The sequence below is a fragment of the Floridaenema aerugineum BLCC-F46 genome, assembly GCF_041929345.1.
GTDB classification, from domain to species: Bacteria; Cyanobacteriota; Cyanobacteriia; order Cyanobacteriales; family Aerosakkonemataceae; genus Floridanema; species Floridanema aerugineum.
The window spans coordinates 37,409-62,576 of sequence record NZ_JBHFNQ010000090.1; the positions used below are offsets into that span (position 1 = coordinate 37,409).

The window sequence follows — 25,168 nt, forward strand, 5'->3', positions numbered from 1 at the left end:
TTGCCCCTACTTTCTTGCCCCCCAGCCCCCCAGCACCTAGAGTCTTACAGGAGGGGAAGTTGGACGGTAAAGGTTGCGCCTTGTCCATGACCTGAGCTTTCGGCGAGAATTGTACCGCCGTGTAGTTCGACTAGGTAACGGACGATCGCTAACCCCAAACCCAAACCCCCGAAAGAACGAGTAATGGAACCATCTTCTTGACGGAAGCGATCGAAAACATGAGGCAGAAAATCAGGACTAATGCCTCTTCCGGTGTCGCTGACTTGAATTTGGGCAAGGTGATTAACTGTAGTCAGCCTTACTTCTACTCTCCCACCATTGGGGGTAAATTTGACTGAGTTAGAGAGCAAATTCCAAACTATTTGTTGTAAGCGACTGGCATCACCCAAAACAATTCCTACAGAGTAATCGATCTGGGAGCAGATTTGAATATTTTTCGCTTCGGCTGCTAGATTAATGGAAGCGATCGCCCCTTCAACCACTAGATCCAATGACACAGGCTCAACTTGTAAATTTAGCCTACCGCGAATGATATCGGACATATCTAGCACATCTTCAATTATTTGTGCTAAAGCTTGAGTATTGCGGGCAATAGTTTCGATCGCTCTACTCACAGTTTCCGGGCTAAAATTCCTGGTAGGCAAAAGTTTCGCCCAGCCTAACATTGAATTAAGCGGAGTCCGCAGTTCGTGAGAAATAGTTGCCAAAAACTCATCCTTGAGGCGATTTGCTAAAGCTAACTCTTCTGATTGTCGCTGTAAAATAACACTCGCTTTTTGTCTTTGAATTGCTTCTGCGAGGATATTTGCCCCAGCTTGCAAGAAGTTAATATCATCCTCAGTAAAAGTGTATTCCTTAGTGGTATGAACTTGTAAAACACCGAAGGGTTGGGGAACTCCGGCAATAATTGTACTTAGTCCACTGATAATTTGATATTCTGGGAACAAGGGGGAAGGAGTAAAGGGAGTTTCAGACGCTAAGTTATTGACTATTACTGGTTCACAAGCATCTATTGTATAACCAGCTTGAGATGGCAAACCTGTATTAAATATGCTTTGTCCGATGACGCTTTCCGGGAAGCCAAAGGTTGAACGCACGATCGTTTGTTGTCTATCGGGCAAAAGTTCCAAGATTTGGCAATATTCAACATTCAGGGTTTGAGCAATTAAACTTGTGGCTTCTTTCATCAATTCATCTAAGTTTATGCCAGATAATGCCCTTTGTCCTAAATGTGCGATCGCCGCTTGTTGTTTTGCCCGAATTTGCAGCTGTGCTTCTGTGCGTTTGCGTTCGGTAATATCGATCGCAGCAGCTGTAATACCAACAATTCGATCGGATTCGTCCCGTAATGGTTCTACATTTAGTTCATAGTAAGAAAACTCTCCGTTTTTACTGGCGTGAACTTCTTCCCTCACTCCTTTCCCGGTTAAAAGTACCCGCTGCTTAATTTCGGTTAGTTTAGCAGCATCATCTGGGTGCATGAGATCGGCATCTGTTTTGCCCAGAACTTCATCTGCCTTGTAGCCTAATCGAGGGTTGTAAATCCAAGTGTAGCGGAGTTCTCGGTCTTGGTTGAAAACGGCGATCGGGGAATTTTCTAAAGCAATGCGGAAGCGTTCTAAACTTAACCGCAAAGCTTCTTCAGCACGTTTGCGCTTAGTAATATCGTGAGTTATACCAAGAATTTGATAGAGTTCCCCTTGGTCATTAAGTAAGGGAATGTAGGAAATAATTGCGGTGTAAGTACCATAGCTAGGTAGGGTAGTAGTGCATTCAAAACTCTGAGTAGTCAAAGTTTCCACTGACCACTGTAAGAATGGTAGATAGTCATCTGTAACTTCGGGTGGATGTATTTCCTCATCCCGACGACCTAACAATGCTTCTAGTGGCTTTTTAATTCTGCGCAAACCTTCGGCATTAACGAACTGCAAACGACGTTCCGCATCGTAAATGACAAAAGTATCAGGGATATTATTAACTGCTGCCCGGAATCTTTGTTCGCTTTGCCTTAAGGCTTCTTGCACCTGCTTTTGTTCGTGAATATCAGTAGCAGTACCAAACCATTTAATTATTTGCCCTTGACTATTGCAAAGGGGTAAACTGCGACTGAGAAACCAGCGAAATTCGCCATCGGTTCTTCGGAGGCGGTGTTCGCATTCGTAGAATTCTCCAGTTTGCACTGCTTTTTTCCAGGCTTCTACCGTGCGTTTTTCATCTTCTGGATGTAGAATAGGTTGCCAACCCCAGTTGTATCCTGCTGTTTGGGGAGTGCCGCTAAATTCTGTCCATCGTTGGTTGTAGTAGTCTACCGCACCGTCGGGTAAGGCTGTCCAAACTATTTGGGGCATTGTTTCGGCTACCATGCGAAACTGTTGTTCGCTGTGGCGTAGTGCTTCTTCTGTTTGCTGTAGTTCTTTGAGGGCGAGTTCCCTGGCATCTATTTCTCTTTCTAGTTGGGCGGTGCGTTCTTGGACTCGTTGTTCTAATTCGGTGTTCAGTTGGTGAATTTGGGCTTCGACAAGTTTGCGATCGGTAATATCTTCCACAATATAAGCAAACCGGGAACGGCTACTCAATTTTGCTGGAATTAAGCTAACGGTTGCTGATAGCCACCGTTCTCCTTCTTGAGTAACATGAGTATATTCAAAGCGAACGGGGGCTTGGGTGCGTTCTGCCTCTCGGTAATGTTTAATCCATTGTTGAATATGTTCCTTTGGGGCTCCTATAACGCTGGCTGTGGCGTTTCGCATTTGTTCAATTTGAATCCCAAAAAAGTTCGCTGTGGTAGCATTATCAGCTATGTGCAGGATGTCTCGATCGTCGATTAGTTCTACAATGCCCATCATCATTGGGGCTGTGTCGAAGAAGCTTTGCAATGTTTGTTCGGCTTGTTTGCGTTCGCTAATGTCTCGCCCTTCGGGAATTAATAATACTACTTGCCCGGATTCATCGCATATTGGTTTAATGGAAAAGTCGATCGTTATGACTGTATCTTTTGCACCTAAAACCTCTACTTCGTAGCGAATAAATTGGTTGTTGGCGGCTTGTTGAATTGCCTGTTTTAATCTTTCTTGGGTTTCTCTGGAAATTGTCCACCATCGGGCTTCCCAAAATGGGCGATCGATCGCATCTTCTCGCTTTAATCCACCAAATTTTAAGGCTGTTTCATTAGCTTCTATTAAAGTGCCATCTGATTTCATCAATCCAATAAACTGAAATGTCTGATTAAAGATAGCCCGAAAGCGTTGTTCGCTGATCTGCAATGCTGCTTCTGCTTTCTTTGTTTCTTCGATTTGCTGCTGTAATTCTCGATTTGCTGCTGTTAGTTGGGCGGTGCGTTCTTGGATGCGCGTTTCTAAGTTTAAGTTATTGTTTGGCTGTGGCAAAGAATCTTCCGTTTGTCTGCGACTGCTCAAATCTCGCGTTAATTTGCAAAATCCTGTCAAATTTCCTTTCTCATCTCGCAAAGCAGTAATTATTGCGTTTGCCCAAAACAGAGAACCATCTTTGCGAATTCGCCATCCTTCTTTTTCTATATGTCCTTCTGTGGCGGCGATTTGCAAGTAGCGATCGGGTTTTTTTTGGGCAATATCTGACTGGGGATAGAAACAAGAAAAATGCTTTCCAATAATCTCCTTTGCTTGATATCCCTTGAGATTTTCTGCCTGTTGATTCCAACTAGCAACCGCCCCTTTTGCATCTAACAAAAAAACCGCATAATTTGGCTCTGTTTCCCTTTCTAAAGTATTTATTCTTTGATTTGATTCTAATGCCTGTTGTCCCCTTTTTACTCGATCCTTCGCTAGATTTAATTGCCCCATAATGTAGCTAATAAAAATGCCTTCCCAGATAAATAAAATCAACTTCACACTTTGCCCCGCACTGGGAACAAAAAAGTAACCAAGCGGGGAGAAAAACAGGCAATTGCAAATTAATGCTGACAAAATTGTAGCTAAGACTCCTGCCCTAATTCCCCCATACAGCGCACTAATAATCACGGCGGTAAAAAACAGGAGAAATGGACTTTCTGTGTCGAACAACGGTTCAAGGAGTAAGTTTATCCCCAGAACCAAGCTTACTGTTAAAATCGCTATACTATAGCGCCAAATCGCAGAGGAATAAGAGTTATGATTTCCTGTTCTGTTCATTTGATCGGTCAAAGGGGGATAAGGTTTAGGAAAACATATAAGTCAAGAACCGTCACTTCTTTACCTGAAAATTTTCCCTCTGATTCTCAATTTATCTGTAAATTATTGTTTGGGCATTGACACTAAGGTTGTAAAATGGTGTTCTATATTTGCTCTTTCAGCTTGGTGGCTTTAAGATTATGATATTTTACATTTAAACTCCTAATCTAGGTTTAATAATTTATTTTAATCCAAGAGTAAGACATTTTCCACTTTTATGATATTATGGCATTATCCCAGCAAAAATTTAATTAATTTAACTAATCTAAAAAACGCTCTGCATATTTGGCGGGCGGATATAGATTTACGGCCAGAGTTATTGACAAAGTTAGCGGTAAATTTGTCTTTAGATGAACGGCAGAGGGCGGACAGGTTTTATTTTGAACGAGATAAAAAGAAGTATATTGCCAGTCGGGGATTATTAAGAATTATTTTGAGTGGCTATTTAAATATAGAACCGGATCGACTAGAGTTTAGGTACTCGCAGCAAGGGAAGCCGGAGCTCAATAATATTGATACTGAAGCGAGGCTGTGTTTTAATGTATCTCATTCGCAAGATTTAGCAGTTTATGCGATCGCGCTTAATCGTGCAGTCGGAATTGATTTAGAGTATTTGCGGCAGATCGCTGATGTACAACAATTAGCAGAACGCTTTTTTTCCCGAAGTGAATCTAGCTTAATTAATGCGCTGCCAGAATCACAACAGCAACAACTATTTTTTCGGTTTTGGACTATTAAGGAAGCTTATCTCAAAGCGACTGGTGAGGGATTGAGTGGACTGCAAGCGATCGCAGTTTCTATTACACCGGAAAACGCAATTAATTTATCCAGTACAGAAAGTAATATTTTACTCAACAATCAGTGGTTTTGTACTGAATTTAAACCAGGAGCAGAATACACAGGCGCTTTAGTTGTAGAGCGAAAAGACTTAGAGGAAAATGCAATAGAATATTTTACTTTAGAAACTGATTATATTATGAATCATTGAGAGGTGAACTACCTGGAAAACTCAAGACTAGCTAATGTTCGCTTACCGATCGACAATGTTCATTTTATACAAAGAGCGGTACTTATTTTTTTCTCGTTCCATTTGTTCAACCGGGGAACGAGGTGAAAGGAGGTAGAACCTCCATTGCTGTAAGATCTGAGTAATTTTGGCGAAACACATAGAAGATGATAAAGTTTTTGTCAACCAACTGAAGGTTAAAATCAAAGAGCCAATTTTGCCCTGTATTTGTAGTTGACTGTGGAGAAGTTCAGTAGCCAAATGATGAAAAGACCGAAAAAACCAAGTGAGACAGGCAAGATGCCTATCCTACAGCTAAAAACAAAACTTACTCTCGCCATTATCCCTTTAATTACAGGCTTTTTGGCAGCTGCTTGTCAAACAACCACTACCAACAACGCTGGTGTTACGACTCCCACTCCCGCCGCCCAAAACGCTGCCACTACCCCTACGGCTGCGCCAACGCCAGCGGCGACGGGAAATGGGTTGAGACTTGGTTCTTTGCTACCTTCCACAGGGGACTTAGCATCCATTGGACAACCGATGATTGCCTCTGTGCCGTTGTTAGTGGAAACTGTAAATAAATGTGGTGGTGTCAACGGTCAACCTGTCACCTTAATTTCGGAAGATGACCAAACGAAACCGGAAGCTGGGGCAGCGGCAATGACTAAACTAGCAGAAGTGGATAAAGTTGCCGGAGTTGTGGGTTCTTTTGCTAGCAGTGTATCTAGTGCGGCTGTAGATATTGCGGCCCGGAACAAAGTAATGTTAATTTCTCCTGGTAGTACGAGTCCAGTATTTACCGAAAGAGCCAAAAAGGGTGATTTCCAAGGTTTTTGGGCGCGGACTGCCCCACCAGATACTTATCAGGCCCAAGCTTTAGCTAAACTAGCGAGTGAAAGAGGCTTTAAGCGAGTTTCTACGGTTGTAATTAATAATGATTACGGTGTAGGTTTTGAACAGGAATTTGTCAAAGCCTTTAAAGCTTTAGGGGGAACGGTAGTCAACGAAGCTAAACCGACTCGTTATGACCCAAAAGCGACTACTTTTGAATCAGAAGCAGCTGGGGCTTTTGCTGGTAAACCTGATGCGGTAGTAGCAGTTTTGTATGCTGAAACTGGTTCTTTGTTGCTCAAGTCTGCTTACGAACAAGGGTTAATGAAGGGAGTCACGGTAATGCTTACCGATGGTGTGTATTCTCCTGAATTTCCGCAACAAGTGGGCAAAACTAGTGATGGTAAGTTTATTTTAGCGAATGCGATCGGAACTGTTCCCGGTGCCAGCGGTCAATCACTTACAGAGTTCACCAAATCTTGGGAAGCAAAGGAAAAACGCCCGGTAAGCGCTTTTGTTCCCCACTCTTGGGATGCGGCTGCTTTGTTAGCATTGGCAGCACAAGCTTCTAAATCAAACACCGGGGAAGGAATTAAAAGTAAAATTCGCGAAGTTGCGAATGCCCCTGGTGAAGAAGTAACCGACGTTTGCAAAGCTTTGGAATTAGTTCGTCAAGGCAAAGACATTAATTACCAAGGTGCTAGCGGCAACGTTGACATCGATGAAAATGGCGATGTCATCGGCAGCTACGATGTTTGGACTGTCTTAGATGACGGTAAATTGAAGGTCACAGGGAAAGTTAGCCCAAAGTAGGGGCTCTCGGTGCATTCGGTGCAGGGGGGATGGGGAGATGGGGAGATGGGTTCGATTATTAACTCAAAACTCTCTCACTCTCCTTACGAGAAACTCTCCCTACCTCCTGACTCCCTCTCCCCACCTCCTAGTCCCCAGTCCCCAGTCCCTAGTCCCCAGTCCCTTAGAATCCAAATCCGGGGGCGAAGTTGTAGCCTATACCGAAGATGAATCCAAGTGCGGCATCCTTAGTGGTAAAGCCAACGTTCAAGCGACCTGTGGCGGTAAATTGCCTGCTGATGGGAACATCAATTCCGCCAGTAATTAAGCCGCCGACATTGCCACTTTCAGTTGTGATTAGCAAGCCACCGCCAACGAAAGGCAGGAAAGGAGTATTTTCTATGGCAAAGTCGTATGTTATGGGCAAGAGAATGTCGAAATCATTGCCAATTATTAAGGCTGGTCTGACGGAAAAATTTCTACTCAAGCCAAATCTGGCAAACAGGGTAAAGCCTAAATCTCCTATGGCTGTGCCGCCTGCAACTCCTAAGTTACCGCCTATGCCTATGTAACCGCTACCAGTAGTTGTCCGACTAGGTTCAACATCGCCAAATTGTGCGAGTTGACTTTTTGTTTGAGGTTGTTCTAACAAAACTGAGGCTGAGGTTTCTGTTGTTCCCGGAAAGGGTTGATTTTTTGCTTCTGCTTTTGGGATTTCGGTTTGTGTTGCTTCTGATTGAATGTTGAAAGCAGCTGCTTTTGGGGATGGGGAAATTTCTTCTGATGTTAAGGTTAGGTCAGGGTTAAATATGTTGCTGTTAACGGTTTGTTGAATCGAAGGGCTGCTATTATTAACTGTTTGAGCTTGGGCGGGTAATCCATTAAGAGTAGTTAGGGATACAGTTAATCCACTAGCGATCGCACCAACATATAGAAAAAGGTTTTTCTGGAAATCAATTGTAATATTACTCACGGTCACTCCTCACAAAGACTTGGTTTATTGCCAAAAGTCAAAATCACACTATGATTAATTTTATTCTATATGGTTGATTTTCGCATTGAGCAATTTTTATAAAATTTACTACTTAAGGCTACTAAAATCTTCAACTAACAATTTCTGGTAAGCACCTATACAATAAGTTGACAAAATTCTGTAAATAATTTTCTTTGATTTATCAATAGTATTTTTCCTGAGAATTTCTCAGGTAATTTAGGAAGCAAACCCCCTTGTGCAAAGAAAGGGGTGCAATCGACATTTCTGGAGAATCGGCTGACAATTGCCCCCATTCACGAAATCTTAGAATCTAAATCCTTGACCGAAGTTATAACCCACACCCAACAATATACCCACACTGGTAGTATCGACAAAACCTAGTGTGACGCTACCTACAGCGGTAAAATTCGCGGTGATGGGAATATCTACACCGCCCGTTAAGGCAAGACCAGCATTGCGTTCGCGATAGGTGGTGATAATTGCGCCTATACCGACAAAAGGAGCTAAATTAATTCTTTGGAATGGTTCGGCGGCGATCGCAAAATCGTAAGTTATCGGGATGATAAAGTCAGTATCACCAGCAAAAACCACCATTGGTCGCACAGATAATGCCCTGGTTAAACCAATTTTACTAAATAAGGCAAAACCATTTTCTCCGATTCCCGATTCACCACTTAAACCGATGTTACCGCCAGCACCAACGTAGCTAGAACCGGAACGAGTTTCTCGACCTGGTTCTATTTCAAACTGTGCTACTTGAGTCCCCTTTTTGGTTCGAGAATTACTGGTTCTAGTGTTCTCTGTTGTAGCGGTAGAAGTTCGGGAATTAGAGTTAGTAACAGTTTGACCTAGCAGATTTGCCGCCGATGTAACAGTTGTGCCTGGAACTGGTGACTTTTTGTCGTCAGATGAAGAATTTTTTAATTGTTGTTCAGCCGAATCGATCGCAGATCCTATATTTGATTGGTCAACTTCCCCTAAGTTACTTGATGATATTTGTACCGAATTTTGTTGATTACTTTGGGCAACCATCCACTGAGAGTTACCCGAAAATTTCACTTTTGCTGTTTCAGCTTTAGCGGGTAAATTACCAATCCCACCAGCAAAAGCTGTAAGACTAAGCAGAAAAACAGCGCGTGGCAAAAAAAGGTTATTCACTGTTACTCCTCACAAACAAATTAGTTCTATCTTAAAAGATCTGTGAATTTTTATACTAAATTCATTCTATAATTTTAATCTAGGGTGTTTTTATAAGTTTTGCTACCAACTAAAGGAAGAATTTTCCCACAAGTTAAGAGGACGGGCAAGATGCCCATCCTACAGTGATAACCCAAAAGCTTTTTCAGAAACTCATAGGTTGCTGGTAGCGGCAAGTACTTGCCGAGAGATGAAAGGTAAAATGGCTTTGTTCTGACTGTGGACTTTGCCTTCGGTAAAGACGATTAACAAGTAAGGTGGTTTGTCGGGAATCTCAATGTATGTAGCATCATGACGCACTTGACTTGTCCAACCAGCTTTTGACCAAATTTGGGCGTTTTGGGGAAGTCCTCCACCGAGAAAACCTGTAATTTGATTTTCGTCTTCGCTGTTTAAGTCAACCCGTTTCAGGTCACGTTTCATTAATGCCATCATTGCTTGGGATGCTCTGGAGGATACCGCAACTCCGCCAATAATGCTATGTAGCAAGCGGGCGGTGGCGTTGGTGGTCAGCATATTGCGATTTTCCATCATTTCTCCGACAAACAGGCGTTCGCGCCCGTAGGGACCATCACACCAAGTTTTTTGGTTGACGTTGATGGTTTCTAATTCTGCCCATCCTAGAGAATGAAAGTAGCGGTTAACTAAGTTTCGCTGTAATTTCCAAGTTTCAAAAGGCCCTGTTGTGAGTTCTGGCCCACTGGTGGTGCCTGTTAATACATCGACTATTAAGCTGGTGGCATCGTTGCTGGAGTCTACGATCATATCGCGGATGGCTCTTTCTAACTCGGCGGAGGTTTGGATCATGCCTTTTTCGATCCATTCGTAAACGGCAACGAGGTAGAATAGCTTGACGATGCTGGCGGGATAAATGCGATCGAATCCCCGATAATTAAAACCCCGAACTTGATGTTGCCAAAAGGTTTCGGGATTTAAAGCCCCTCCAGTGTTTACTACGACGGGAGGATCGTAGACAATCCAAGTCATGGCTACTTGGTTGTGACCTAATTCGGGGAATTCTGCCCAAGTTGCCTGTAAAATCTGATTACCCAGACTTTCTAGTTTTTCGTCTTTGCGGAAAAAGCTCATTCTATTGCTAGATGTAAATTGTTCATGGTTGATTTTTAACTTTACCCAGAAATATTTTAGGCAAAGTCACTTCCGATCTCTGAAGCACTCCTGAAAGTAGTAGGTGTTATGAATCTTAGTCTATCAATTGAGTACATCTGCCAAACAGACCTCAATATATATGATTCTCCTAGTTGTAATCGTTTGGCAACTCAAGCTAAAGTGGGACGTTACCTGAAAGTTTTGCCAAATGAAGTGGAAATGGCGGTTTCAGTTTGTTTGGTGGAGGATAATTATCCGGGATGGTTGTTAAAGAATGATTTAAAGTTTCTCGTACAGGCAGAAGTAGCATATCAGCCGATCGCGCTTTCTCCCCAAGAAATTCAAAATAAGTTACCCGAAATCATTGCTTTTACCCAAAATGCCATGAAACAACCCAATTGTTACCTCTGGGGTGGTACATTAGGGCCAAATTACGATTGTTCGGGATTGATGCAAGCTGTTTTTGCTGCTTCGGGAATTTGGATTCCCAGAGATGCTTATCAACAGGAAGCTTTTCTAGAAAAGGTGACTTTTGAAGAGTTACAACCGGGGGATTTTGTCTTTTTTGGTAATAGTGAAAAGGCAACTCATGTGGGACTTTATTTAGGCAATAACTGTTATATTCACAGTTCTGGGGAAAAGTTAGGGCGGAATGGAATTGCGATCGATTCACTTTCCGATCGAGATGATGAAGTTAGCAAAAATTATTATCAGCAATTACGAGGTTTTGGCAGAGTGGTGAGGGGATTGGGTATTGATGTTGACAGGGATGTTGACAGGCAAGATGCCTGTCCTACAGGATTGGGAAATAATGAGAATAAGTAACTTGATAAAACAAGGATATGCAAAATTTAAGCCTTATTTGCGCTGGGTGATTTTGGGGGGGACGCTGTTTTTTTTGGCGCAACAATTGAAGGATCATGCGGCGGGAGTGGCGGCAATTAGAATTAGCGATCGAGGATGGGGAATTTTAGCGATCGCACTTACCATCACCTTACTAGCACATATTTGGTCGGCTTGGGTTTGGGTGTGGATTTTTCATCATCTGAAACAACCAATTACCGCAGTTTGGGCAATTCCTGTTTACCTAAAAACGAATATTGCTAAGTATATTCCCGGAAATGTTTGGCATTTCTATGGTCGCATTGTCGCCGCTAAACAACAAGGTGTTTCTCTAGAAATAGCCACTGTTGCTGTATTATTAGAACCTTTGTTGATGGCAGCCAGCGCCCTAATTGTTGCTATAATTGGCATTCCCTTGATCGGGTCTAAAAATTCATCTTTTTTCGGTTGGCAACTTTTTGGATTAGTGGTAGTCTTAATAGCTATTCATCCGCGAATTTTAAACCCAGTGATTGAAAAACTGAGTAAGTTAAAACAAAAGTCTGGATCAGTAAATGTTGAGGGAACTGCTTTGCCAGTTGCAAGTTACCCTCTAGTACCTTTGCTGGGAGAAATCTGCTTTGTGGGATTGAGGGGGACAGGGTTTTTGTTAACATTAAGGGCGCTGAGTGCGATCGAACCCAGTAAAATACCATTACTATTCACAGCTTTTAGTTTAGCTTGGCTTTTGGGTTTAATAGTGCCAGGGGCACCCGGAGGACTCGGAGTATTTGAAGCTACAATACTCACAATTTTAGGTGGCAGCTTTTCTCCCGCTATAATGTTAGCCACTGTTGCTTTATACCGCTTAATTAGTATTTTGGCGGAAACTGCTGGCGCAGGATTAGGAAGTTTTTCCCAACTAATCTTTGCCAAACAGAATTGCAGTTAAAATTTTTTGAGGAGTGATCATGACTGCGATAATTTACCAAAACACGGTTCGGCAGAATGCTTTTCCCTATCAACTAAATGTATCGGTAGTAGTGCCGATTTATAATGAAGTGGAAAGTATACCGCATTTGATTGATGCGATCGCTAATTCCCTAACAAATTCAGGACTCAGCTACGAAATAATTTTAGTAGATGACGGTTCCAAAGATGGTTCTAGCCAACTACTCCGCGAACAAGCCATACTAAGAACAGATTTAAAAGCAGTTTTACTAAGGCGAAATTACGGTCAAACTGCGGCAATGGCAGCAGGTTTCAACTACGCTAAAGGACAGGTTATTGTTACCTTAGATGGCGATTTGCAAAATGATCCCGCCGATATTCCCTTATTAATTGCCAAGTTGGAAGAAGGTTATGATTTAGTAAGTGGTTGGCGGAAAAATCGCCAAGATGCTGCTTTAAACCGACTGCTACCTTCTAAAATTGCTAATTGGTTAATTGGCAAAGTTACAGGAGTAAAATTACATGATTATGGTTGCTCTTTAAAAGCTTACCGTTCCGAACTAGTTGCAGACATGAATCTTTACGGCGAATTACATCGCTTTTTACCTGCATTAGCTTACATTGAAGGTGCGAGAATTACCGAAATTCCTGTACGTCATCATGCGCGTCGTTTTGGTCAAAGTAAGTATGGTTTAGGGCGAACTTTTCGGGTATTAATGGACTTGTTAACTATTTGGTTTATGAAGAAGTTTCTCACCCGTCCCATGCACGTTTTTGGATGGTTGGGTTTAATCTCCATGTTTGCAGGAATTACAATTGGAAGTTATCTAACTTTTGTCAAATTAGTATTAGGAGAAGAAATTGGCAATCGTCCCTTGTTGGTTTTAGCAGTTGTGTTGTTACTAGCTGGTGTGCAATTATTTAGTTTTGGATTGTTGGCAGAGTTGTTAATGCGAACTTACCATGAATCTCAAGGAAGACCGATCTATCGGGTGAGGGAAGTGGTGGGTGCGATCGGGCAAAATACAGCAAGATAGTATTGTTACTTGTCAATTGTAGAGACGTTGTATACAACGTCTCTACAAGGTTCAGATGTTTATTAGTTATTGGTTATTACAAATGACTTTGACCAATAGCTAAAAAAATAAAGGATAAACTCAGATCTTGCAGCAATGGAGGTAGAACCTCCTTTCACCTCGTTCCCCGGTTGAACCGGGGAACGAGAAAAGCAAAAATAAAGGATAAAGGATTAACTCCTTTATCCTTCAGAGACGGGCTTGGAGGGGATCGAACCCCCGACCTTGTGGTCCGTAGCCACACGCTCTAATCCGCTAAGCTACAAGCCCTTGTGTTTGACTCACAGAATCTTATATTAACACAGGTTTTCAAAATTATGCAAGACTTTTGGGAAAATTCTCCTTTAACTCATTTGGACGCAAGCGGGGAAGCGCGTATGGTAGACGTTTCAGCCAAAGAAGCCACTGTCAGGGAAGCGGTAGCAGCGGCGCAGGTGCGGATGTCAGCGCAGACGTTGGAGGCAATTCGATCGGGAAATGCCCCCAAAGGAGATGTATTGGGAACAGCGAGGATTGCTGGAATTATGGCAGCGAAACAGACTTCGATGTTAATTCCCCTTTGTCATCCCCTACCCTTGCAAAAGGTGGAGGTGCAGATTACCGCAGATGCCGAATTGCCGGGATATCAAATTCGGGCAAGAGTAAAAACTAAGTCGGAAACTGGTGTGGAAATGGAAGCTTTGACTGCGGTTTCTGTGGCAGCGTTGACGCTTTATGATATGGCGAAAGCTTTGGAAAAATCGATGCAAATTGAGGCGATTCGGTTAATTAGTAAGACGGGTGGGAAGTCGGGAGATTATCAAAGGGCAGATTGAGGTAAGAAATTGAGAACAGATACGCTTTTTTATCGGTTGTTTCAAGAGTTTCCGGGGATATTTTTTGAATTGATCGATCGCCAATATAACGAGGCGAGAAATTATGAATTTACCTCTGTGGAACTCAAGCAAACTGCTTTTCGGATGGATGGAGTTTTTGTTCCCAAATCCGATGTCACCAGACAACCAGTTTATTTTGTAGAAGTTCAGTTTCAGTTAGATTTGTCATTTTATCGCCGTTTGTTCGCCGAAGTCTTTCTTTATCTCCGGCAAAATCCGGGGGTGAATTTATGGCGTGTGGTTGTAATTTATCCTAATCGCAGTGTTGAGGCAGATGACTTAGCAACCTATCAAGAATTAATTGATAGTCAGCGAGTTAGGCGCATCTACCTAAATGAATTGGGAGAAACTACATCGCTGGGAATTGGCATTGTACAATTAATAGTTGAGAGGGAAGAAACGGCTGTTGAACGGGCAAGAAGATTAATTTTGCAAACAAGGGAGGAAATTGAAGATGCAGCGACTACGCGAGAAATATTAGAATTAATCGAAACTATCTTGTTGTACAAACTTACTCAGTTAAGTCGGGAGGAATTAGCAGAAATGTTGGGTTTAATAGATGATGAATTTCGGCAAACAAGGATGTATCAATCAATTAAACAGGAAGGTTTGGAAGAGGGTAAACAGGAAGGTAAACAGGAAGCAAAATTAGAGGCTGTACCAAGGTTATTAGCGTTAGGTTTGACGGTGGAACAAATTGCAGAGGCGTTGGATTTGTCGATCGCACAAGTGCAGTCAATAGCAGAGAGTCAGTCTAGCTAATGGCGATCGAACTTCCCAGGAAAAAACCGGGTTTATTTCAGATTATCAAACCCGGTTTCTTAGGGTTAAATTAATTATTCCTGGCGTTCCAACCAATCAGTTAATTGGGAAATTGTCGAAAAATCCAACAACAATTCACCTAATTCTTCTAATTGAGAAATCGATAAGTTTTCCAGGCTTTCTTGTAACTGGGGATCAACTGAACCAAATCGACGGTTTAGCTGGCGCATTATTAAAGCTAATTCTCCTTGTTTCTTTCCTTGTTGTACACCTTCTTGAAGGATTTCTTGGTAAATTACAGATTCCCGCATAAATTCCCCTTTAATTAATTGACGAATTAAAGCTTGATTAAATCGTAACCCAGGGAGAACTTCAGCACAGGCTGAAATATTACGGCGCTGTTCTATTTCTTCAATCCTAGCGATTTGGCTGGCAACTTGCTCTAATAAAATGTTAGGCTCATTACTTCTAGTTAGGCTAGCTAACGGCAAAAGTCCTGGATCTGCTAAGAAAGGTGCGGCATCTTGTTCCCACAAACGAATCACGCGATATTGATGGCTGATGTTAGTACTTTGGTAAGAGTCTGTAAAGACAGCATCGGAGGCAATTTCTTTGAGGAAAATGACCACTTGCACTATTTCTTTGCCCCAAAATTGTGCTTGCAGTCTTACCCAATATTGCAGCATCCGAAATGGGAGTGGGGGTTGGGAATAGGGTAAGGTTTGAAATTCTAGGTGGAGTATTTGCTCGTCAATTTGTAATAAAATTAGGCTGTCGGCGCGAATTGGTTCGACGCTTAATTCAGTTTTCTGGACTTGGATATTTTGGGGTTCTTTGTTAAGTAACCAGCGGACAAATTGTGCTGGGTACTTTTCGGTGAGATATTTACAAATGTTGTCCGATGCCAAGGGGAAGTTTCCAATCAGGGATTAATATTACTCTAAAATTAAAGTAAACAAATCAATTGTCCTTTTATTTAGAGTTTTTCTATGCCTCCTCGTTGGCCCCGAAAACCCGATCGCAAAGACCCCGCTTTCCGCAAACTAGACGATCGCAGTAATCAAACTTCTGAGAACAGCCCCTAAAATTAAGTTTAGATGCCTATTCCATCAGAAATTCAAGCACTAATTGACCGACTCAACCGCGAGTTAGATGAGACTGAGGGAGATGTGATCGCAGGACTGAACTTAGTCAGGCAAAGATTGTCTCTCTTTCCAGAAAATGAAATATTGATGCAGTTTTTTGCTGCCTTGAGCAATACTCTATTTTTCGTAGAAATTAACAGAAGTCGAATTAGCAATCTTGTCGAGCAAATTTCACCTAACGATGTACCTGCTGAAGTTGTTCAAGATGCTGGTGAAGATTTAGGACTAATTCTAGGAAGGGTTTTAGAAGCTAAAATGAATGCTAATCAACTAAAAACTCGTTTGGAGGACTGAGCGTGACACAACCATCTATGAGTGAAGGCGAATTAGCCAAAATGAAAGAATTGCTCGAATTAGCTAAAATTACCGAGAATCAGATGAAGGAATTAGCTGATTTTACTTTGGAGATCAACCAAAAGTATGAAAAACGTTTAGCTGAAATTAGAGTTGCTAAGAAGTTACAGGCATTACCATGAAAGAATTACCTGATGAAAAAATATTACTGGAAATGCTTGAAGTATTTAAAGATGCTGAAGTAAAAGCTAGAGAAATGAGTGAATGGGCGAGTGCGATCGCTTTCAAATATCAAAAACGGATGCGCGAAATTAGAGAGGCTAGGCAACAACAGGCTAGCGGGGTTGAGTGAGTCTAAGTTTATGACAAATGTATTATGATTTTGACGAATTTGACGAAGAAAATATCTCAGATATTAAAAGCATTGCCGATTTTCAGAGAATAGTGGAATGGTGCGTTACACTGGCGTTAACGCACCCTACAAAGGGAGCGATCGCTTCACCCGCGCAACCCTTACCCTACAATTTAAATAAGTACTAACGTTGTTCAACTTACTAGAAATATTTTATGCCTCCTCGTTGGCCCCGAAAACCCGATCGCAATGACCCCGCTTTCCGCAAACTCGATGACCGGATGAATTTTGCCACTCATGTAGCAATTTTTGCTGCCTGTAATTCCGGGTTATGGTTTTTCCATAATTTCCAAAAGGCTGATTGGCCTTGGGCAGTTTGGGTGACAGGCGGATGGGCGACAGTTTTGTTTGCCCACGCTTTGTATATTTTTGCGATCGCTAATTACTCTCAACCCACAATTGTAACGGATGAAACTGCTTCTAAATCCTCCTCTGGTTAAGATAAATTCTCTGACTTTTCAGGGATGTTGCAACCCAATCGAGTTTGATTTAATAGGATAAAACTAGATTTCTGAGCAATTTTACCAGAATAAGTGATTATGGCTAAGACAAATACTTCACAAGCGATCGAATCTCTCGCAGCTGAAATTGGCAGTAATGTTTATATCGATATTGCCAAATGGCATCTTTATTTACGCGAAGCACATTTGCATACTGTGGTTGCTGAACAGGTTTATCCAATGCTTGAAGATAACTCTTTAAGTGAAAGCAAAGTGTTGCAAATTTTGGCGGATATTCCGGTAAAAATTGGTGGCAAACGCGATCTTCCTTTGGCAGATTTGATTCCTACTGCTAGTCAAGTAAATTTGATGGATATTTTGGAAGAATTTCAACGCAATATGTAGGAATTCTTTTGGACTTCTTGCAAAAGTCAGAGTTCTGGGATTTTTTTACCACAGATATCCACAGATAAACACAGATGAACACAGATGAAAATGCGGATATTTTACTTTTGCAAGAAGTCTTTTTGCTTACCTACGGATTTTTTGTTTAATCCGAGAAACTAAAATATCTACTTCTGGTAGTTTCAATTTTGTGGCGAAGAAGGCAAAAACGGCTAAACCAACTAATGTAGCAATAGTCAATTCTAAGAGTTGAATTAACAAGTTTTGCTGGGGAATAAATCTTTGGAAACTCCAACTAACACCCCAAGAAATTACGCCAGTAAAGACGCTAGCGCCACCTAAAGCGCCGATTTTTAATGACCATTGTTTCATGGGTAAACCATTGAGTTTTTGATGCAATTTCCAGGTGAGAAAGATCATGGAAGTAATGTTAACTCCCATTGTGGCTAAGACTAATCCTGGTGCGCCAAAAGGTTTGAAAAAAATGAAGTCTAACAGGGCGTTGAGAAAGATATTAAAAACGCTAATTCTAAAGGGTGTATCTGCATCTCCCAAGGCATAAAATACTCGGACTAAGACATCTCGCCCTAAGTAGAAAAACATTCCAATGCCGTAAACAATTAGCAAAGATGCTACTAGTTGAGATGCTTGTTTATCGAATGCGCCTCTTTGATAAACTACTTGGACGATCGGCATTGCTAAAGAAACCATGATTGCCCCTAATGGTAACATTGTCAGGGCAGTGAGAATTAATGCTTGACGAATTCTGTCTTTTAATTCTGACCAATCTTTAGGGTCGGCAAGTCGGGAAAAGATTGGCAAAAAGGGAACTAATAAAACATTGGAAATAATGCCTAATGGAGTTTGTACTAATAGTCCGGCATAGCTTAAACTAGCAGCAGCTTTGGGGATGAAAGAAGCGAAGAATAAATCGGTGTAAACGTTAATATGTAACATCCCGGAAGAAAAGGTGGCAGGTGCCATAATTCTCAGCACTTCTTTGACTCCAGTATTGTGAAAGTCAAAGCGCAAACGTAAGGTTCCTAAACCCGATCGCCATTGAGCAATTACCTGCACTAACCATTGTAAAATAGCTCCGGCTAAAGTGCCGATCGCTAACACTTGTCCACCTAACATTGCATATTCATTAGTGGTGATTTTGCCACCTAAAACTATGGCTAAACCTGCCAATCCTCCAATAACTGTAATGCTAGAAAATAGGGGACTAATTGAAGGCAACCAATACTGATCTGCGGCATTTAATGTAGCAAAACCAATCCCAATTAAACCTGCAAATAACGCCATTGGTGCCATAATTTGTAGTTGTTGAATGGCGATCGCTTTGGTAAGTGCAAATGTCTGTGCTTGTGCTGCGGTGACTCCTTGGGTTTGATTTAATCCGGGTGCCACTAAATCCATTAATGGTTCAGCAAAAATAATTAAAGCGATCGTAACTAGTAATAAAATCCCGCTGACAAAGGTCGTAATTGTTTCTACAATAGGGGCAGCCTCTTCTTTTTCCCGTTTCGCTAGTACGCTAACTAAAGCACTGTGAAATGGGCCGTTGATGCCACCTAGCAATACTAATAAAAAACCTGGGAGGATGTAGGCATAGCTGTAGGCATTGGCAGCTGCGCCAACTCCAAAGGCGGCGGCGATCGCTTGCTGACGCACTAATCCAAAAATTTTACTGATCAGGGTTGCTACAGCTACAATTCCGGCAATGTTAACTAAAGTTCGAGAGGGTTTCTTGATTCCAGACACAAACTCTTGAGAATTACTAAAGGTACCTTACTTATTCAACCCTGAACTGGCAATTAGGAAAAGTATGTCCAGCGATTATTTTTATTCTGAGTTACCCGCTTTAGCAGATTTTCTGGAAATTACTAATTCCAGTAATTACGTTTCTGTACCTCCTGACTGGCAAGTGATTGTTACAGATATAGTGGGTTCTACGAAAGCGATCGAGTCCGGTCGTTACAAGGAAGTTAACTTAATTGGTGCTTGTTCAATTGTAGCGATTTTAAATATTGCGAAAAATTTTGAAGTGCCTTTTGTATTCGGTGGAGATGGTGCTTCCCTGTTAATTCCGCCTTCACTTTTACGCGAAACTAAACAAGCTTTGTTAGCTACTAAGATTTTAGCGAAGCAGGAATTTAAGTTAGATTTACGAGTGGGAATTGTTCCGGTTTCGGCAGTAAATAAAAATGGCTATCATCTCAAAATTGCCAAGTTAAAAATTTCGGAACATTATCATCAAGCAGTTTTTAATAGTTATGGTTTAACTCATGCCACAGATTTAGTTAAAAACCCTGATTATGCTGATATTTATTTGATTAAAGATCCAGAAGATCAGCCAAAAGCAGATTTTTCTGGATTGGAATGTCGTTGGCAAGATATTCCTAGTCAACGTGGTGAAATCGTCAGTTTTTTGGTATTTGCAACAACTGATGAAGAGAAAAAAGGTAATTATATTTACAGGGAAGTTTTAAATGAATTTAGGAAAATTTACGGTCAAGAGATCGATTTTCATCCGATTCCAATCGCCAATCTGAAACTGAGTTTTGATGAAAGAAAACTGATGCAGGAGGCAAAAGTGCGATTCCCGAAGGGATCGCAAAGCGAATCGCCAGTAGGTAATTGGTTACAACAGCAATGGTATTTGTCAAAAATCAAGCTGGAAAACTATTTAGGAGCATTTTCTATGAATTTAAACCTAAAAGTTAGGGACACAGATTGGGGAGAATATAAAAATATTTTCTTAGATTCTACAGATTATAAAAAGTTTGATGATATACTACGTATGGTTATTGCTGGTAATTCAGAGCAAAGGCAGCAATTAACCAAATATTTAGAAAGTCAGTATCAAGCAGGAAAGTTAGTTTATGGATTACATAATTCCGATCGGGCCATAGTTACCTGTTTAGTTTTTGAACGTAACGGTCGCCAAGTACATTTTGTGGATGGTGCAGATGGCGGTTACGCCTTAGCAGCTAAGGCAATGAAAAAAAGAATGCTAGCCCTAAATTATCAAGAATAACAGCATGAATTCTAATTTAATTTATCAATTTCCTCCCCTGTTTGCAGGTATTTTAGTTAAACGTTACAAGCGATTTTTTGCTGATATTGAATTAGCTACAGGAGAAATAATTACAGCACATTGCCCCAATACAGGGCCAATGACTGGGGTTTCTACCCCTGGTAGTTTGGTACAAGTTTCTTATAATCCCAGTCCTACCAGAAAACTTGCTTATACTTGGGAAATGATTCAAGTTTCGGACAATGAACCGACTTGGGTAGGAATTAATACAAATTTGCCAAACCGGATCGTAAAACTAGGTTTAGAAGCCGGAATTTTCCCGGAATTAAGTGATTATAAAGAAATTAAACCAGAAGTAGTTTACGGGCGAGAGAAAAAAAGTCGCATTGATTTTTTCTTGTCAGGAAGCGAGACAAAATTGCCTGTTTATGTGGAAGTGAAGAATACAACTTGGTCACAAGGTAGGTTAGCAGTATTCCCCGATACTGTCACCACCAGAGGGCAAAAACATTTACAAGAATTAATCTCAATTTTACCCACAGTACGGGCAGTAATGCTTTATTTTATAAATAGGGGAGACTGCGACAGTTTTGCCCCCGGAGATCTGGTCGATCCAGTTTATGGGAAAATGTTACGAGAAGCAGTAGCGCAAGGTGTAGAGGTTTTAGCTTATCGCTTTGAAACTAAACCCGAAGGAATTCGCTACTTGGGAAAAGCAAAATTTATAGCATCTATGCCAGAATTGAGTGTAAATGCAACTAATTATCATCGTAAAATTTAGGTATTTATTATGAAATGGTGGAACCGCCAAGGGATCTTTTTTAAAGAGGATTTAACGGTTAAAAGTGATATCACTTTCCTTAACCAGGTTTTATCATGGTTTGATGAATTATGTTTTCGTAATCAATCAAAGCTTTCCTGGTTAGTACGTAAAAGCGATCGCCAATACATCCCTTTAGATGAGTTAAAACTAGCTTTAGATGAAGGGTTTACCAATGTGGTACGCCACGCCCACGAAAAATTACCGCCTGATACTCCGATCGAAATACAGTTTACTATCTGGGACGATCGCATAGAAATAAGGATTTGGGATCGAGGCGAACCTTTCGATCCAAGTACCTTACCAGAACCAGAACTAGGGTCACTTCAAGAAGGTGGTTTTGGTTGGTCGTTAATTCGCCGTTTGACCGATCGCGTATCTTATGAACGAGACAAGGATGGGCGAAACTGTCTGTTACTGGTGAAGCGAAAGCCTTAATCGTTAACCTGAAGATATGATTATTTGATATGATTTAGGATTGTGCGATCGCTAAATTTATGATTAATAACTCAGCCATTCAATTTAAATATAATGCACTTTACAAACCCAATCAGTTAATTTGTGGCACAGGACAAACCGCCATAGTTACAGGTTGGAGTGTCAAACAAACAATTGCTAAACATCTACCATCTGATAATTACGCTGTCATTGGTAATTTATACAGTCCAACCAGGGGAATTTCCTTCTTAATTCGCAATTTATTAGCTAATCCTTATGTCAGGAGATTAGTAATTTTAAACGCCACCAAAGAAGATAAAAACGCAGGTGGTTGTCAATGTTTATTAGACTTTTTTACTCATGGATTTACCGAAGGCAAAAGCGACACTGGGCGAGATTGTTGGGTAATCAAATCCCCAATTACAGGTTACATTGATATAGAAATTTCCGCTACAGCTTTAGAAATATTGCGCCAAAATATTGAAGTAAAAGAAGCAAAAACAATTACCGAAGCAGTAGATTTAGTCAACTCATATTCAACCAAAGAAACTTTAGAACCTTGGGGAGAACCGTTAATTTTTCCCGAAGTCGAAGTCACCCCAACCGTATTACCCGGACATCGTTACGGACATCGTATCGAAGGCAAAACAATTGCCGAAACCTGGGTAAAAATCATCCACAGAATTAAGACAACGGGCACAATTAGACCCACAGGTTACGATGGCAAATGGCAAGAGTTAATTGATTTAATGGCAGTCGTCACTGATGAACCAGAAAACTTCTATTTCCCCGAACCGAACTATTTACCAATTGATAGAACTTTCTTAGAAGAATACATTTCCCAAATCTTAGATGATTCGCCTTACCGAGAAGGAGTTAAATACACTTATGGACAGCGTTTAAGGTCTTGGTTTGGCAAAGATCAAATTGAACAAGTGATTAACAAACTAATAGGAGAAATTGATGCGGCGAGTGCAGTAATGTCCCTTTGGGATGTGCAAGATCATGATAAAGGCGGGAGTCCTTGTTTGAACCATATTTGGGTGAGAGTTGTGGAAAATGAATTAACTTTAACAGCGACTCTTCGTAGTAATGATATGTACATGGCATGGCCCGCAAATGCAATGGGATTAAGGGCATTGCAAAAACATATTAGAGACGAAATTGCCAAACGTTCTGATTATGATTTGCAAATGGGACCGTTAATTACTATTAGTCAGTCGGCGCATATTTACTCAGATTGTTGGCAACATACAGATTTAATCATCCAAAAACATTATCAGAAAATCATTAATACAGAACAGCAAACGTATTATGATCCTGTTGGCAACTTTTTGATTGAAATTCAGGATGATAATATTGTCGTCACACGAACAACGCCAGGGAGTGGAGAGATTGTTGCCTGTTATTTAGGTAAAGACCCGCTGCGGTTGTCAAGAGAAATTTGTGCTGATTCTCCTGCTATTCAAGCAAACCATGCTGTCTACTTAGGGATAGAATTGCAAAAAGCTTGGCTAGCAATTAGAGACGGTTTAAACTACGTACAGGATCGCTAAAATAGCTTAATTTAGACGGACAAACAATGGAGATTTTAATACCTTCTGCGGACTATAGAGAAATCCCTTTGGGCAATGGTCTAGTTGCTATAGTTGATGGGGTGGATTTCGAGTTCTTAAATCAGTGGAAGTGGGGTGTTTCTCAATCCAAACACAGATTCTATGCACGCCGTAGTTATATGGTCAATAGAATTAGTAAAAAAATATTCATGCACAGGCTGATTTTAGAATCTCATGGTATTAATATTACAGGTTTAGTTGTTGATCATATAGATGGAAATACTTTGAACAATCGCCTCAGTAATCTTCGACCTGCTACTAATACCGAAAATTGCCGTAACAGCAAAGGTCATCCAAACAGAAACAGTAAATATAAATGCGTTTTTCCTAACGGAAAAGATGGTTGGATGGCTTATATTATGGTCGATCGCCAGCGCATTTATTTGGGAACTTATGGTACACCCGAAGAAGCTGCTTTAGCTTATAATAAAGCAGCTATCAATTATTTTGGTGAATTCGCCTATTTAAATGAGTTGCCTAATTCTGTAACAATATTATCTCCTGTCACCTGTGTTATTTGCGATAAGCAAATAAGGCGAGATGCCAAATACCCTTATTGTGTGACCCATCGGTATTTAAGACCAGGTTATCGTGGGCGTAACTTACCAAAGCAATAGCAATCAAAAAAATTTAAATCATGGATTTTTTACAACAAAGACCAACATGGGACGAATATTTCATGATGTTGGCAAAATTAGCTGCTACTAGATCTACTTGTTTAGCTTTTCCCGTAGGTGCAGTAATTGTCAAAGATAAACAAGTTGTGGCGACAGGTTATAACGGTTCACCTTCGGGAACGGCTCATTGTATTAGCCAAGGTTTTTGTTATCCTGGGTTAGAAAGTTGTGATGCTAGTAGTACTTTGCCTTCCCGTGCGGTTCATGCTGAAGCAAATGCGATCGCACAAGCTGCCAAACACGGAATTTCCACAGAAGGCGCTAGTATATATGTTACCTTAGAACCCTGTCTTTCCTGCTTAAAATTAATGATTTCTGCGGGAATTCATCAAGTTTTTTACGAGACAACTTTTAATAGTGGTAATAAAGCTATTGTCCGAGATTCTTTTGTTAAAGATGGTTTAGTAACCTTAAAACAAATTCACATTTCCGACGCAACAGCCCAAAAAGCGGCAAATTTCTTATTAAATCCCATTTCCATGAAACGTTAAAGTCAAAAAAAAAAATACAGATGAACTATCTAAAATCTTATCTGCGTTCATCTGCGTTTATCTGCATTCATCTGCGTTTAAAAATTCATCCTTGCGCCAACTAAGGGCGATGACTGCGGCGAATTTCGGTAATTTGATCTGCCACATCTAAAATTGCTGCTGGCATTTCTGGCCCTGTCATAATAATATCGACATGACTGGGGCGTTTAGCAATAAATTCCAACACTTCCTTTTCGGGAATTAAACCAAAATTTACCGCTAAACTTAATTCATCCAAAACTACCAAATTATACTTTCCTTCAGTTACAACTTTTTGAGTGTGTTTCCACAAATCCCGCAAAGAATTCATCTCTACTTCATCTAATTGTGGCGTATCAATGCAGCGTGGTAAGTCGCAACGCACCCAATCTAAATTTTGTCCTAAACGAACTGGATGTTCATACCCCTGATTGATTCCTCCTTTGAGGAATTGAACTACCAAGACAGGCGTTCCTTGTCCGGCGATTCTTAATGCTTGCGCCATGACACTGGTGAAGAAACTGCGATGGGAAGAGGTAAAAACTTGTACCAATCCTTCAATTTCCGGTAATATGTCGGGCTGTGTAGTGTCGTAACTTTGACGAACAGAATTAACAGTTGGGGTTTCTATCTGGGCTACCATAAGTCAATAATTGATGTTCAGCAACCAGCCGATCGCACTAGTTATTTAGCGCCACCTTTTGGTCTACCTTACAAAATATAGTGTATTTTTTGCTTATTATCCATAATAAAACACTATATATAT

26 protein-coding genes and 1 tRNA gene are annotated in these 25,168 nt (G+C 40.9%); 19 read left to right on the plus strand and 8 right to left on the minus strand.

The genetic code is table 11. The features are described 5' to 3' along the window. Positions 1 to 44: 44 nt before the first annotated feature. On the minus strand, positions 45 to 4,148 hold the full coding sequence (locus ACE1CC_RS11235) for a PAS domain S-box protein (protein WP_413270547.1): 4,104 nt from the start codon (positions 4,146 to 4,148) through the stop codon (positions 45 to 47). 256 nt (positions 4,149 to 4,404) lie between these two features. Between ACE1CC_RS11235 and ACE1CC_RS11240 the strand changes: the two genes are divergently transcribed. Both ACE1CC_RS11240 and ACE1CC_RS11245 read left to right on the plus strand, forming a co-directional pair. Continuing rightward, on the plus strand, positions 4,405 to 5,175 hold the full coding sequence (locus tag ACE1CC_RS11240; RefSeq protein ID WP_413270548.1) for a 4'-phosphopantetheinyl transferase family protein: 771 nt from the start codon (positions 4,405 to 4,407) through the stop codon (positions 5,173 to 5,175). A 318-nt stretch (positions 5,176 to 5,493) separates the two neighbouring features. Beyond that, positions 5,494 to 6,840: an ABC transporter substrate-binding protein gene (locus ACE1CC_RS11245; RefSeq protein WP_413270549.1), complete on the plus strand. Its 1,347-nt coding sequence runs from the start codon at positions 5,494 to 5,496 to the stop codon at positions 6,838 to 6,840. Positions 6,841 to 7,003: 163 nt separating this feature from the next. On the opposite strand, the gene ACE1CC_RS11250 is transcribed toward ACE1CC_RS11245, so the two are convergent. From ACE1CC_RS11250 to ACE1CC_RS11260, 3 genes are all read right to left on the minus strand, one after another. Next, the gene (locus ACE1CC_RS11250) at positions 7,004 to 7,792 is read right to left on the minus strand and encodes a hypothetical protein (protein WP_413270550.1); all 789 of its coding nucleotides are present in this window, start codon (positions 7,790 to 7,792) and stop codon (positions 7,004 to 7,006) included. Between the two features lie 324 nt (positions 7,793 to 8,116). Continuing rightward, entirely contained in the window at positions 8,117 to 8,971 is an 855-nt protein-coding gene (locus ACE1CC_RS11255) for a hypothetical protein (RefSeq protein ID WP_413270551.1), read from the minus strand. A 192-nt stretch (positions 8,972 to 9,163) separates the two neighbouring features. Then, entirely contained in the window at positions 9,164 to 10,099 is a 936-nt protein-coding gene (locus ACE1CC_RS11260; protein WP_413270552.1) for a serine hydrolase, read from the minus strand. Positions 10,100 to 10,207: 108 nt separating this feature from the next. Here ACE1CC_RS11260 and ACE1CC_RS11265 point away from each other — a divergent pair, with 108 nt between their 5' ends. Genes ACE1CC_RS11265 through ACE1CC_RS11275 form a run of 3 tightly spaced genes read left to right on the plus strand, consistent with a single transcriptional unit; the run spans position 10,208 to position 12,930 of the window. Further along, on the plus strand, positions 10,208 to 10,945 hold the full coding sequence (locus ACE1CC_RS11265) for a C40 family peptidase (RefSeq protein ID WP_413270553.1): 738 nt from the start codon (positions 10,208 to 10,210) through the stop codon (positions 10,943 to 10,945). Further along, on the plus strand, positions 10,932 to 11,894 hold the full coding sequence (locus ACE1CC_RS11270; RefSeq protein ID WP_413270554.1) for a lysylphosphatidylglycerol synthase transmembrane domain-containing protein: 963 nt from the start codon (positions 10,932 to 10,934) through the stop codon (positions 11,892 to 11,894). The genes ACE1CC_RS11265 and ACE1CC_RS11270 overlap by 14 nt, the downstream gene beginning before the upstream one ends. 19 nt (positions 11,895 to 11,913) lie before the next feature. Then, positions 11,914 to 12,930: a glycosyltransferase family 2 protein gene (locus tag ACE1CC_RS11275; RefSeq protein ID WP_413270555.1), complete on the plus strand. Its 1,017-nt coding sequence runs from the start codon at positions 11,914 to 11,916 to the stop codon at positions 12,928 to 12,930. Positions 12,931 to 13,165: 235 nt separating this feature from the next. Here the strand turns inward: ACE1CC_RS11275 and ACE1CC_RS11280 are convergent. Beyond that, a tRNA-Arg gene (locus tag ACE1CC_RS11280) sits at positions 13,166 to 13,239 on the minus strand. A 47-nt stretch (positions 13,240 to 13,286) separates the two neighbouring features. Between ACE1CC_RS11280 and moaC the strand changes: the two genes are divergently transcribed. Further along, on the plus strand, positions 13,287 to 13,784 hold the full coding sequence (moaC, locus tag ACE1CC_RS11285; protein ID WP_413270556.1) for a cyclic pyranopterin monophosphate synthase MoaC: 498 nt from the start codon (positions 13,287 to 13,289) through the stop codon (positions 13,782 to 13,784). 9 nt (positions 13,785 to 13,793) lie between these two features. Then, complete coding sequence (locus ACE1CC_RS11290; protein WP_413270557.1) at positions 13,794 to 14,606, plus strand: Rpn family recombination-promoting nuclease/putative transposase; 813 nt, start codon at positions 13,794 to 13,796, stop codon at positions 14,604 to 14,606. Between the two features lie 74 nt (positions 14,607 to 14,680). Here ACE1CC_RS11290 and ACE1CC_RS11295 read toward each other — a convergent pair whose 3' ends face one another. Beyond that, the gene (locus ACE1CC_RS11295) at positions 14,681 to 15,514 is read right to left on the minus strand and encodes an Rpn family recombination-promoting nuclease/putative transposase (protein WP_413270558.1); all 834 of its coding nucleotides are present in this window, start codon (positions 15,512 to 15,514) and stop codon (positions 14,681 to 14,683) included. 189 nt (positions 15,515 to 15,703) lie between these two features. On the opposite strand from ACE1CC_RS11295, the gene ACE1CC_RS11300 reads away from it, so the two are divergent. The 6 genes from ACE1CC_RS11300 (at position 15,704) to ACE1CC_RS11325 (ending at position 17,302) form a co-directional block, all read left to right on the plus strand. After that, the gene (locus ACE1CC_RS11300; protein ID WP_413270559.1) at positions 15,704 to 16,045 is read left to right on the plus strand and encodes a hypothetical protein; all 342 of its coding nucleotides are present in this window, start codon (positions 15,704 to 15,706) and stop codon (positions 16,043 to 16,045) included. Between the two features lie 2 nt (positions 16,046 to 16,047). Continuing rightward, positions 16,048 to 16,227 carry a hypothetical protein gene (locus ACE1CC_RS11305; protein ID WP_413270560.1) on the plus strand — a complete coding sequence of 60 codons (180 nt, stop codon included), beginning with the start codon at positions 16,048 to 16,050 and terminating at the stop codon, positions 16,225 to 16,227. Next, complete coding sequence (locus ACE1CC_RS11310; RefSeq protein ID WP_413270561.1) at positions 16,224 to 16,397, plus strand: hypothetical protein; 174 nt, start codon at positions 16,224 to 16,226, stop codon at positions 16,395 to 16,397. Before ACE1CC_RS11305 ends, ACE1CC_RS11310 begins: the two co-directional genes overlap by 4 nt. Positions 16,398 to 16,414: 17 nt before the next feature. Beyond that, entirely contained in the window at positions 16,415 to 16,585 is a 171-nt protein-coding gene (locus ACE1CC_RS11315) for a hypothetical protein (RefSeq protein WP_413270562.1), read from the plus strand. A gap of 27 nt (positions 16,586 to 16,612) precedes the next feature. After that, positions 16,613 to 16,897, plus strand: a complete 285-nt coding sequence (locus ACE1CC_RS11320) for a 2TM domain-containing protein (RefSeq protein ID WP_413270563.1) — start codon at positions 16,613 to 16,615, stop codon at positions 16,895 to 16,897. 99 nt (positions 16,898 to 16,996) lie between these two features. Continuing rightward, positions 16,997 to 17,302, plus strand: coding sequence for a DUF3181 family protein (locus tag ACE1CC_RS11325; protein ID WP_413270564.1), 306 nt, complete (start codon positions 16,997 to 16,999; stop codon positions 17,300 to 17,302). Positions 17,303 to 17,428: 126 nt separating this feature from the next. On the opposite strand, the gene murJ is transcribed toward ACE1CC_RS11325, so the two are convergent. Further along, positions 17,429 to 19,066: a murein biosynthesis integral membrane protein MurJ gene (gene murJ / locus ACE1CC_RS11330; RefSeq protein WP_413270565.1), complete on the minus strand. Its 1,638-nt coding sequence runs from the start codon at positions 19,064 to 19,066 to the stop codon at positions 17,429 to 17,431. Positions 19,067 to 19,130: 64 nt separating this feature from the next. Between murJ and ACE1CC_RS11335 the strand changes: the two genes are divergently transcribed. The 6 genes from ACE1CC_RS11335 to ACE1CC_RS11360 are packed head-to-tail and all read left to right on the plus strand — an operon-like array spanning position 19,131 to position 24,384. Beyond that, the gene (locus tag ACE1CC_RS11335) at positions 19,131 to 20,342 is read left to right on the plus strand and encodes a DUF3095 domain-containing protein (RefSeq protein WP_413270566.1); all 1,212 of its coding nucleotides are present in this window, start codon (positions 19,131 to 19,133) and stop codon (positions 20,340 to 20,342) included. A 4-nt stretch (positions 20,343 to 20,346) separates the two neighbouring features. Next, entirely contained in the window at positions 20,347 to 21,123 is a 777-nt protein-coding gene (sfsA, locus tag ACE1CC_RS11340) for a DNA/RNA nuclease SfsA (protein ID WP_413270567.1), read from the plus strand. Positions 21,124 to 21,132: 9 nt separating this feature from the next. Next, entirely contained in the window at positions 21,133 to 21,600 is a 468-nt protein-coding gene (locus tag ACE1CC_RS11345; RefSeq protein ID WP_413270568.1) for an ATP-binding protein, read from the plus strand. Between the two features lie 59 nt (positions 21,601 to 21,659). Next, positions 21,660 to 23,156, plus strand: coding sequence for a thymidylate synthase (locus ACE1CC_RS11350; protein ID WP_413270569.1), 1,497 nt, complete (start codon positions 21,660 to 21,662; stop codon positions 23,154 to 23,156). 26 nt (positions 23,157 to 23,182) lie between these two features. Then, on the plus strand, positions 23,183 to 23,833 hold the full coding sequence (locus tag ACE1CC_RS11355) for an AP2/ERF family transcription factor (RefSeq protein WP_413270570.1): 651 nt from the start codon (positions 23,183 to 23,185) through the stop codon (positions 23,831 to 23,833). 20 nt (positions 23,834 to 23,853) lie between these two features. Next, on the plus strand, positions 23,854 to 24,384 hold the full coding sequence (locus ACE1CC_RS11360; RefSeq protein WP_413270571.1) for a deoxycytidylate deaminase: 531 nt from the start codon (positions 23,854 to 23,856) through the stop codon (positions 24,382 to 24,384). Positions 24,385 to 24,484: 100 nt separating this feature from the next. On the opposite strand, the gene ACE1CC_RS11365 is transcribed toward ACE1CC_RS11360, so the two are convergent. Beyond that, positions 24,485 to 25,045 (minus strand): P-loop NTPase family protein, encoded by a 561-nt coding sequence (locus tag ACE1CC_RS11365; protein ID WP_413270572.1) that lies wholly within the window; start codon positions 25,043 to 25,045, stop codon positions 24,485 to 24,487. Between the last annotated feature and the right edge of the window lie 123 nt (positions 25,046 to 25,168).

What these genes read in the sequence shown, in the direction of transcription:
- ACE1CC_RS11355 (WP_413270570.1), top strand. Translation starts at nt 23,183, where the DNA reads ATGGAGATTTTAATACCTTCTGCGGACTATAGAGAAATCCCTTTGGGC.
- ACE1CC_RS11360 (WP_413270571.1), top strand. Translation starts at nt 23,854, where the DNA reads ATGGATTTTTTACAACAAAGACCAACATGGGACGAATATTTCATGATG.
- ACE1CC_RS11270 (WP_413270554.1), top strand. Translation starts at nt 10,932, where the DNA reads ATGAGAATAAGTAACTTGATAAAACAAGGATATGCAAAATTTAAGCCT.
- sfsA (WP_413270567.1), top strand. Translation starts at nt 20,347, where the DNA reads ATGAATTCTAATTTAATTTATCAATTTCCTCCCCTGTTTGCAGGTATT.
- ACE1CC_RS11235 (WP_413270547.1), bottom strand. Translation starts at nt 4,148, where the DNA reads ATGAACAGAACAGGAAATCATAACTCTTATTCCTCTGCGATTTGGCGC.
- ACE1CC_RS11240 (WP_413270548.1), top strand. Translation starts at nt 4,405, where the DNA reads ATGATATTATGGCATTATCCCAGCAAAAATTTAATTAATTTAACTAAT.
- ACE1CC_RS11265 (WP_413270553.1), top strand. Translation starts at nt 10,208, where the DNA reads ATGAATCTTAGTCTATCAATTGAGTACATCTGCCAAACAGACCTCAAT.
- ACE1CC_RS11350 (WP_413270569.1), top strand. Translation starts at nt 21,660, where the DNA reads ATGATTAATAACTCAGCCATTCAATTTAAATATAATGCACTTTACAAA.
- ACE1CC_RS11260 (WP_413270552.1), bottom strand. Translation starts at nt 10,099, where the DNA reads ATGAGCTTTTTCCGCAAAGACGAAAAACTAGAAAGTCTGGGTAATCAG.
- ACE1CC_RS11335 (WP_413270566.1), top strand. Translation starts at nt 19,131, where the DNA reads ATGTCCAGCGATTATTTTTATTCTGAGTTACCCGCTTTAGCAGATTTT.
- ACE1CC_RS11325 (WP_413270564.1), top strand. Translation starts at nt 16,997, where the DNA reads ATGGCTAAGACAAATACTTCACAAGCGATCGAATCTCTCGCAGCTGAA.
- ACE1CC_RS11275 (WP_413270555.1), top strand. Translation starts at nt 11,914, where the DNA reads ATGACTGCGATAATTTACCAAAACACGGTTCGGCAGAATGCTTTTCCC.
- ACE1CC_RS11315 (WP_413270562.1), top strand. Translation starts at nt 16,415, where the DNA reads ATGTATTATGATTTTGACGAATTTGACGAAGAAAATATCTCAGATATT.
- ACE1CC_RS11310 (WP_413270561.1), top strand. Translation starts at nt 16,224, where the DNA reads ATGAAAGAATTACCTGATGAAAAAATATTACTGGAAATGCTTGAAGTA.
- moaC (WP_413270556.1), top strand. Translation starts at nt 13,287, where the DNA reads ATGCAAGACTTTTGGGAAAATTCTCCTTTAACTCATTTGGACGCAAGC.
- ACE1CC_RS11365 (WP_413270572.1), bottom strand. Translation starts at nt 25,045, where the DNA reads ATGGTAGCCCAGATAGAAACCCCAACTGTTAATTCTGTTCGTCAAAGT.
- ACE1CC_RS11245 (WP_413270549.1), top strand. Translation starts at nt 5,494, where the DNA reads ATGCCTATCCTACAGCTAAAAACAAAACTTACTCTCGCCATTATCCCT.
- ACE1CC_RS11300 (WP_413270559.1), top strand. Translation starts at nt 15,704, where the DNA reads ATGCCTATTCCATCAGAAATTCAAGCACTAATTGACCGACTCAACCGC.
- ACE1CC_RS11320 (WP_413270563.1), top strand. Translation starts at nt 16,613, where the DNA reads ATGCCTCCTCGTTGGCCCCGAAAACCCGATCGCAATGACCCCGCTTTC.
- ACE1CC_RS11345 (WP_413270568.1), top strand. Translation starts at nt 21,133, where the DNA reads ATGAAATGGTGGAACCGCCAAGGGATCTTTTTTAAAGAGGATTTAACG.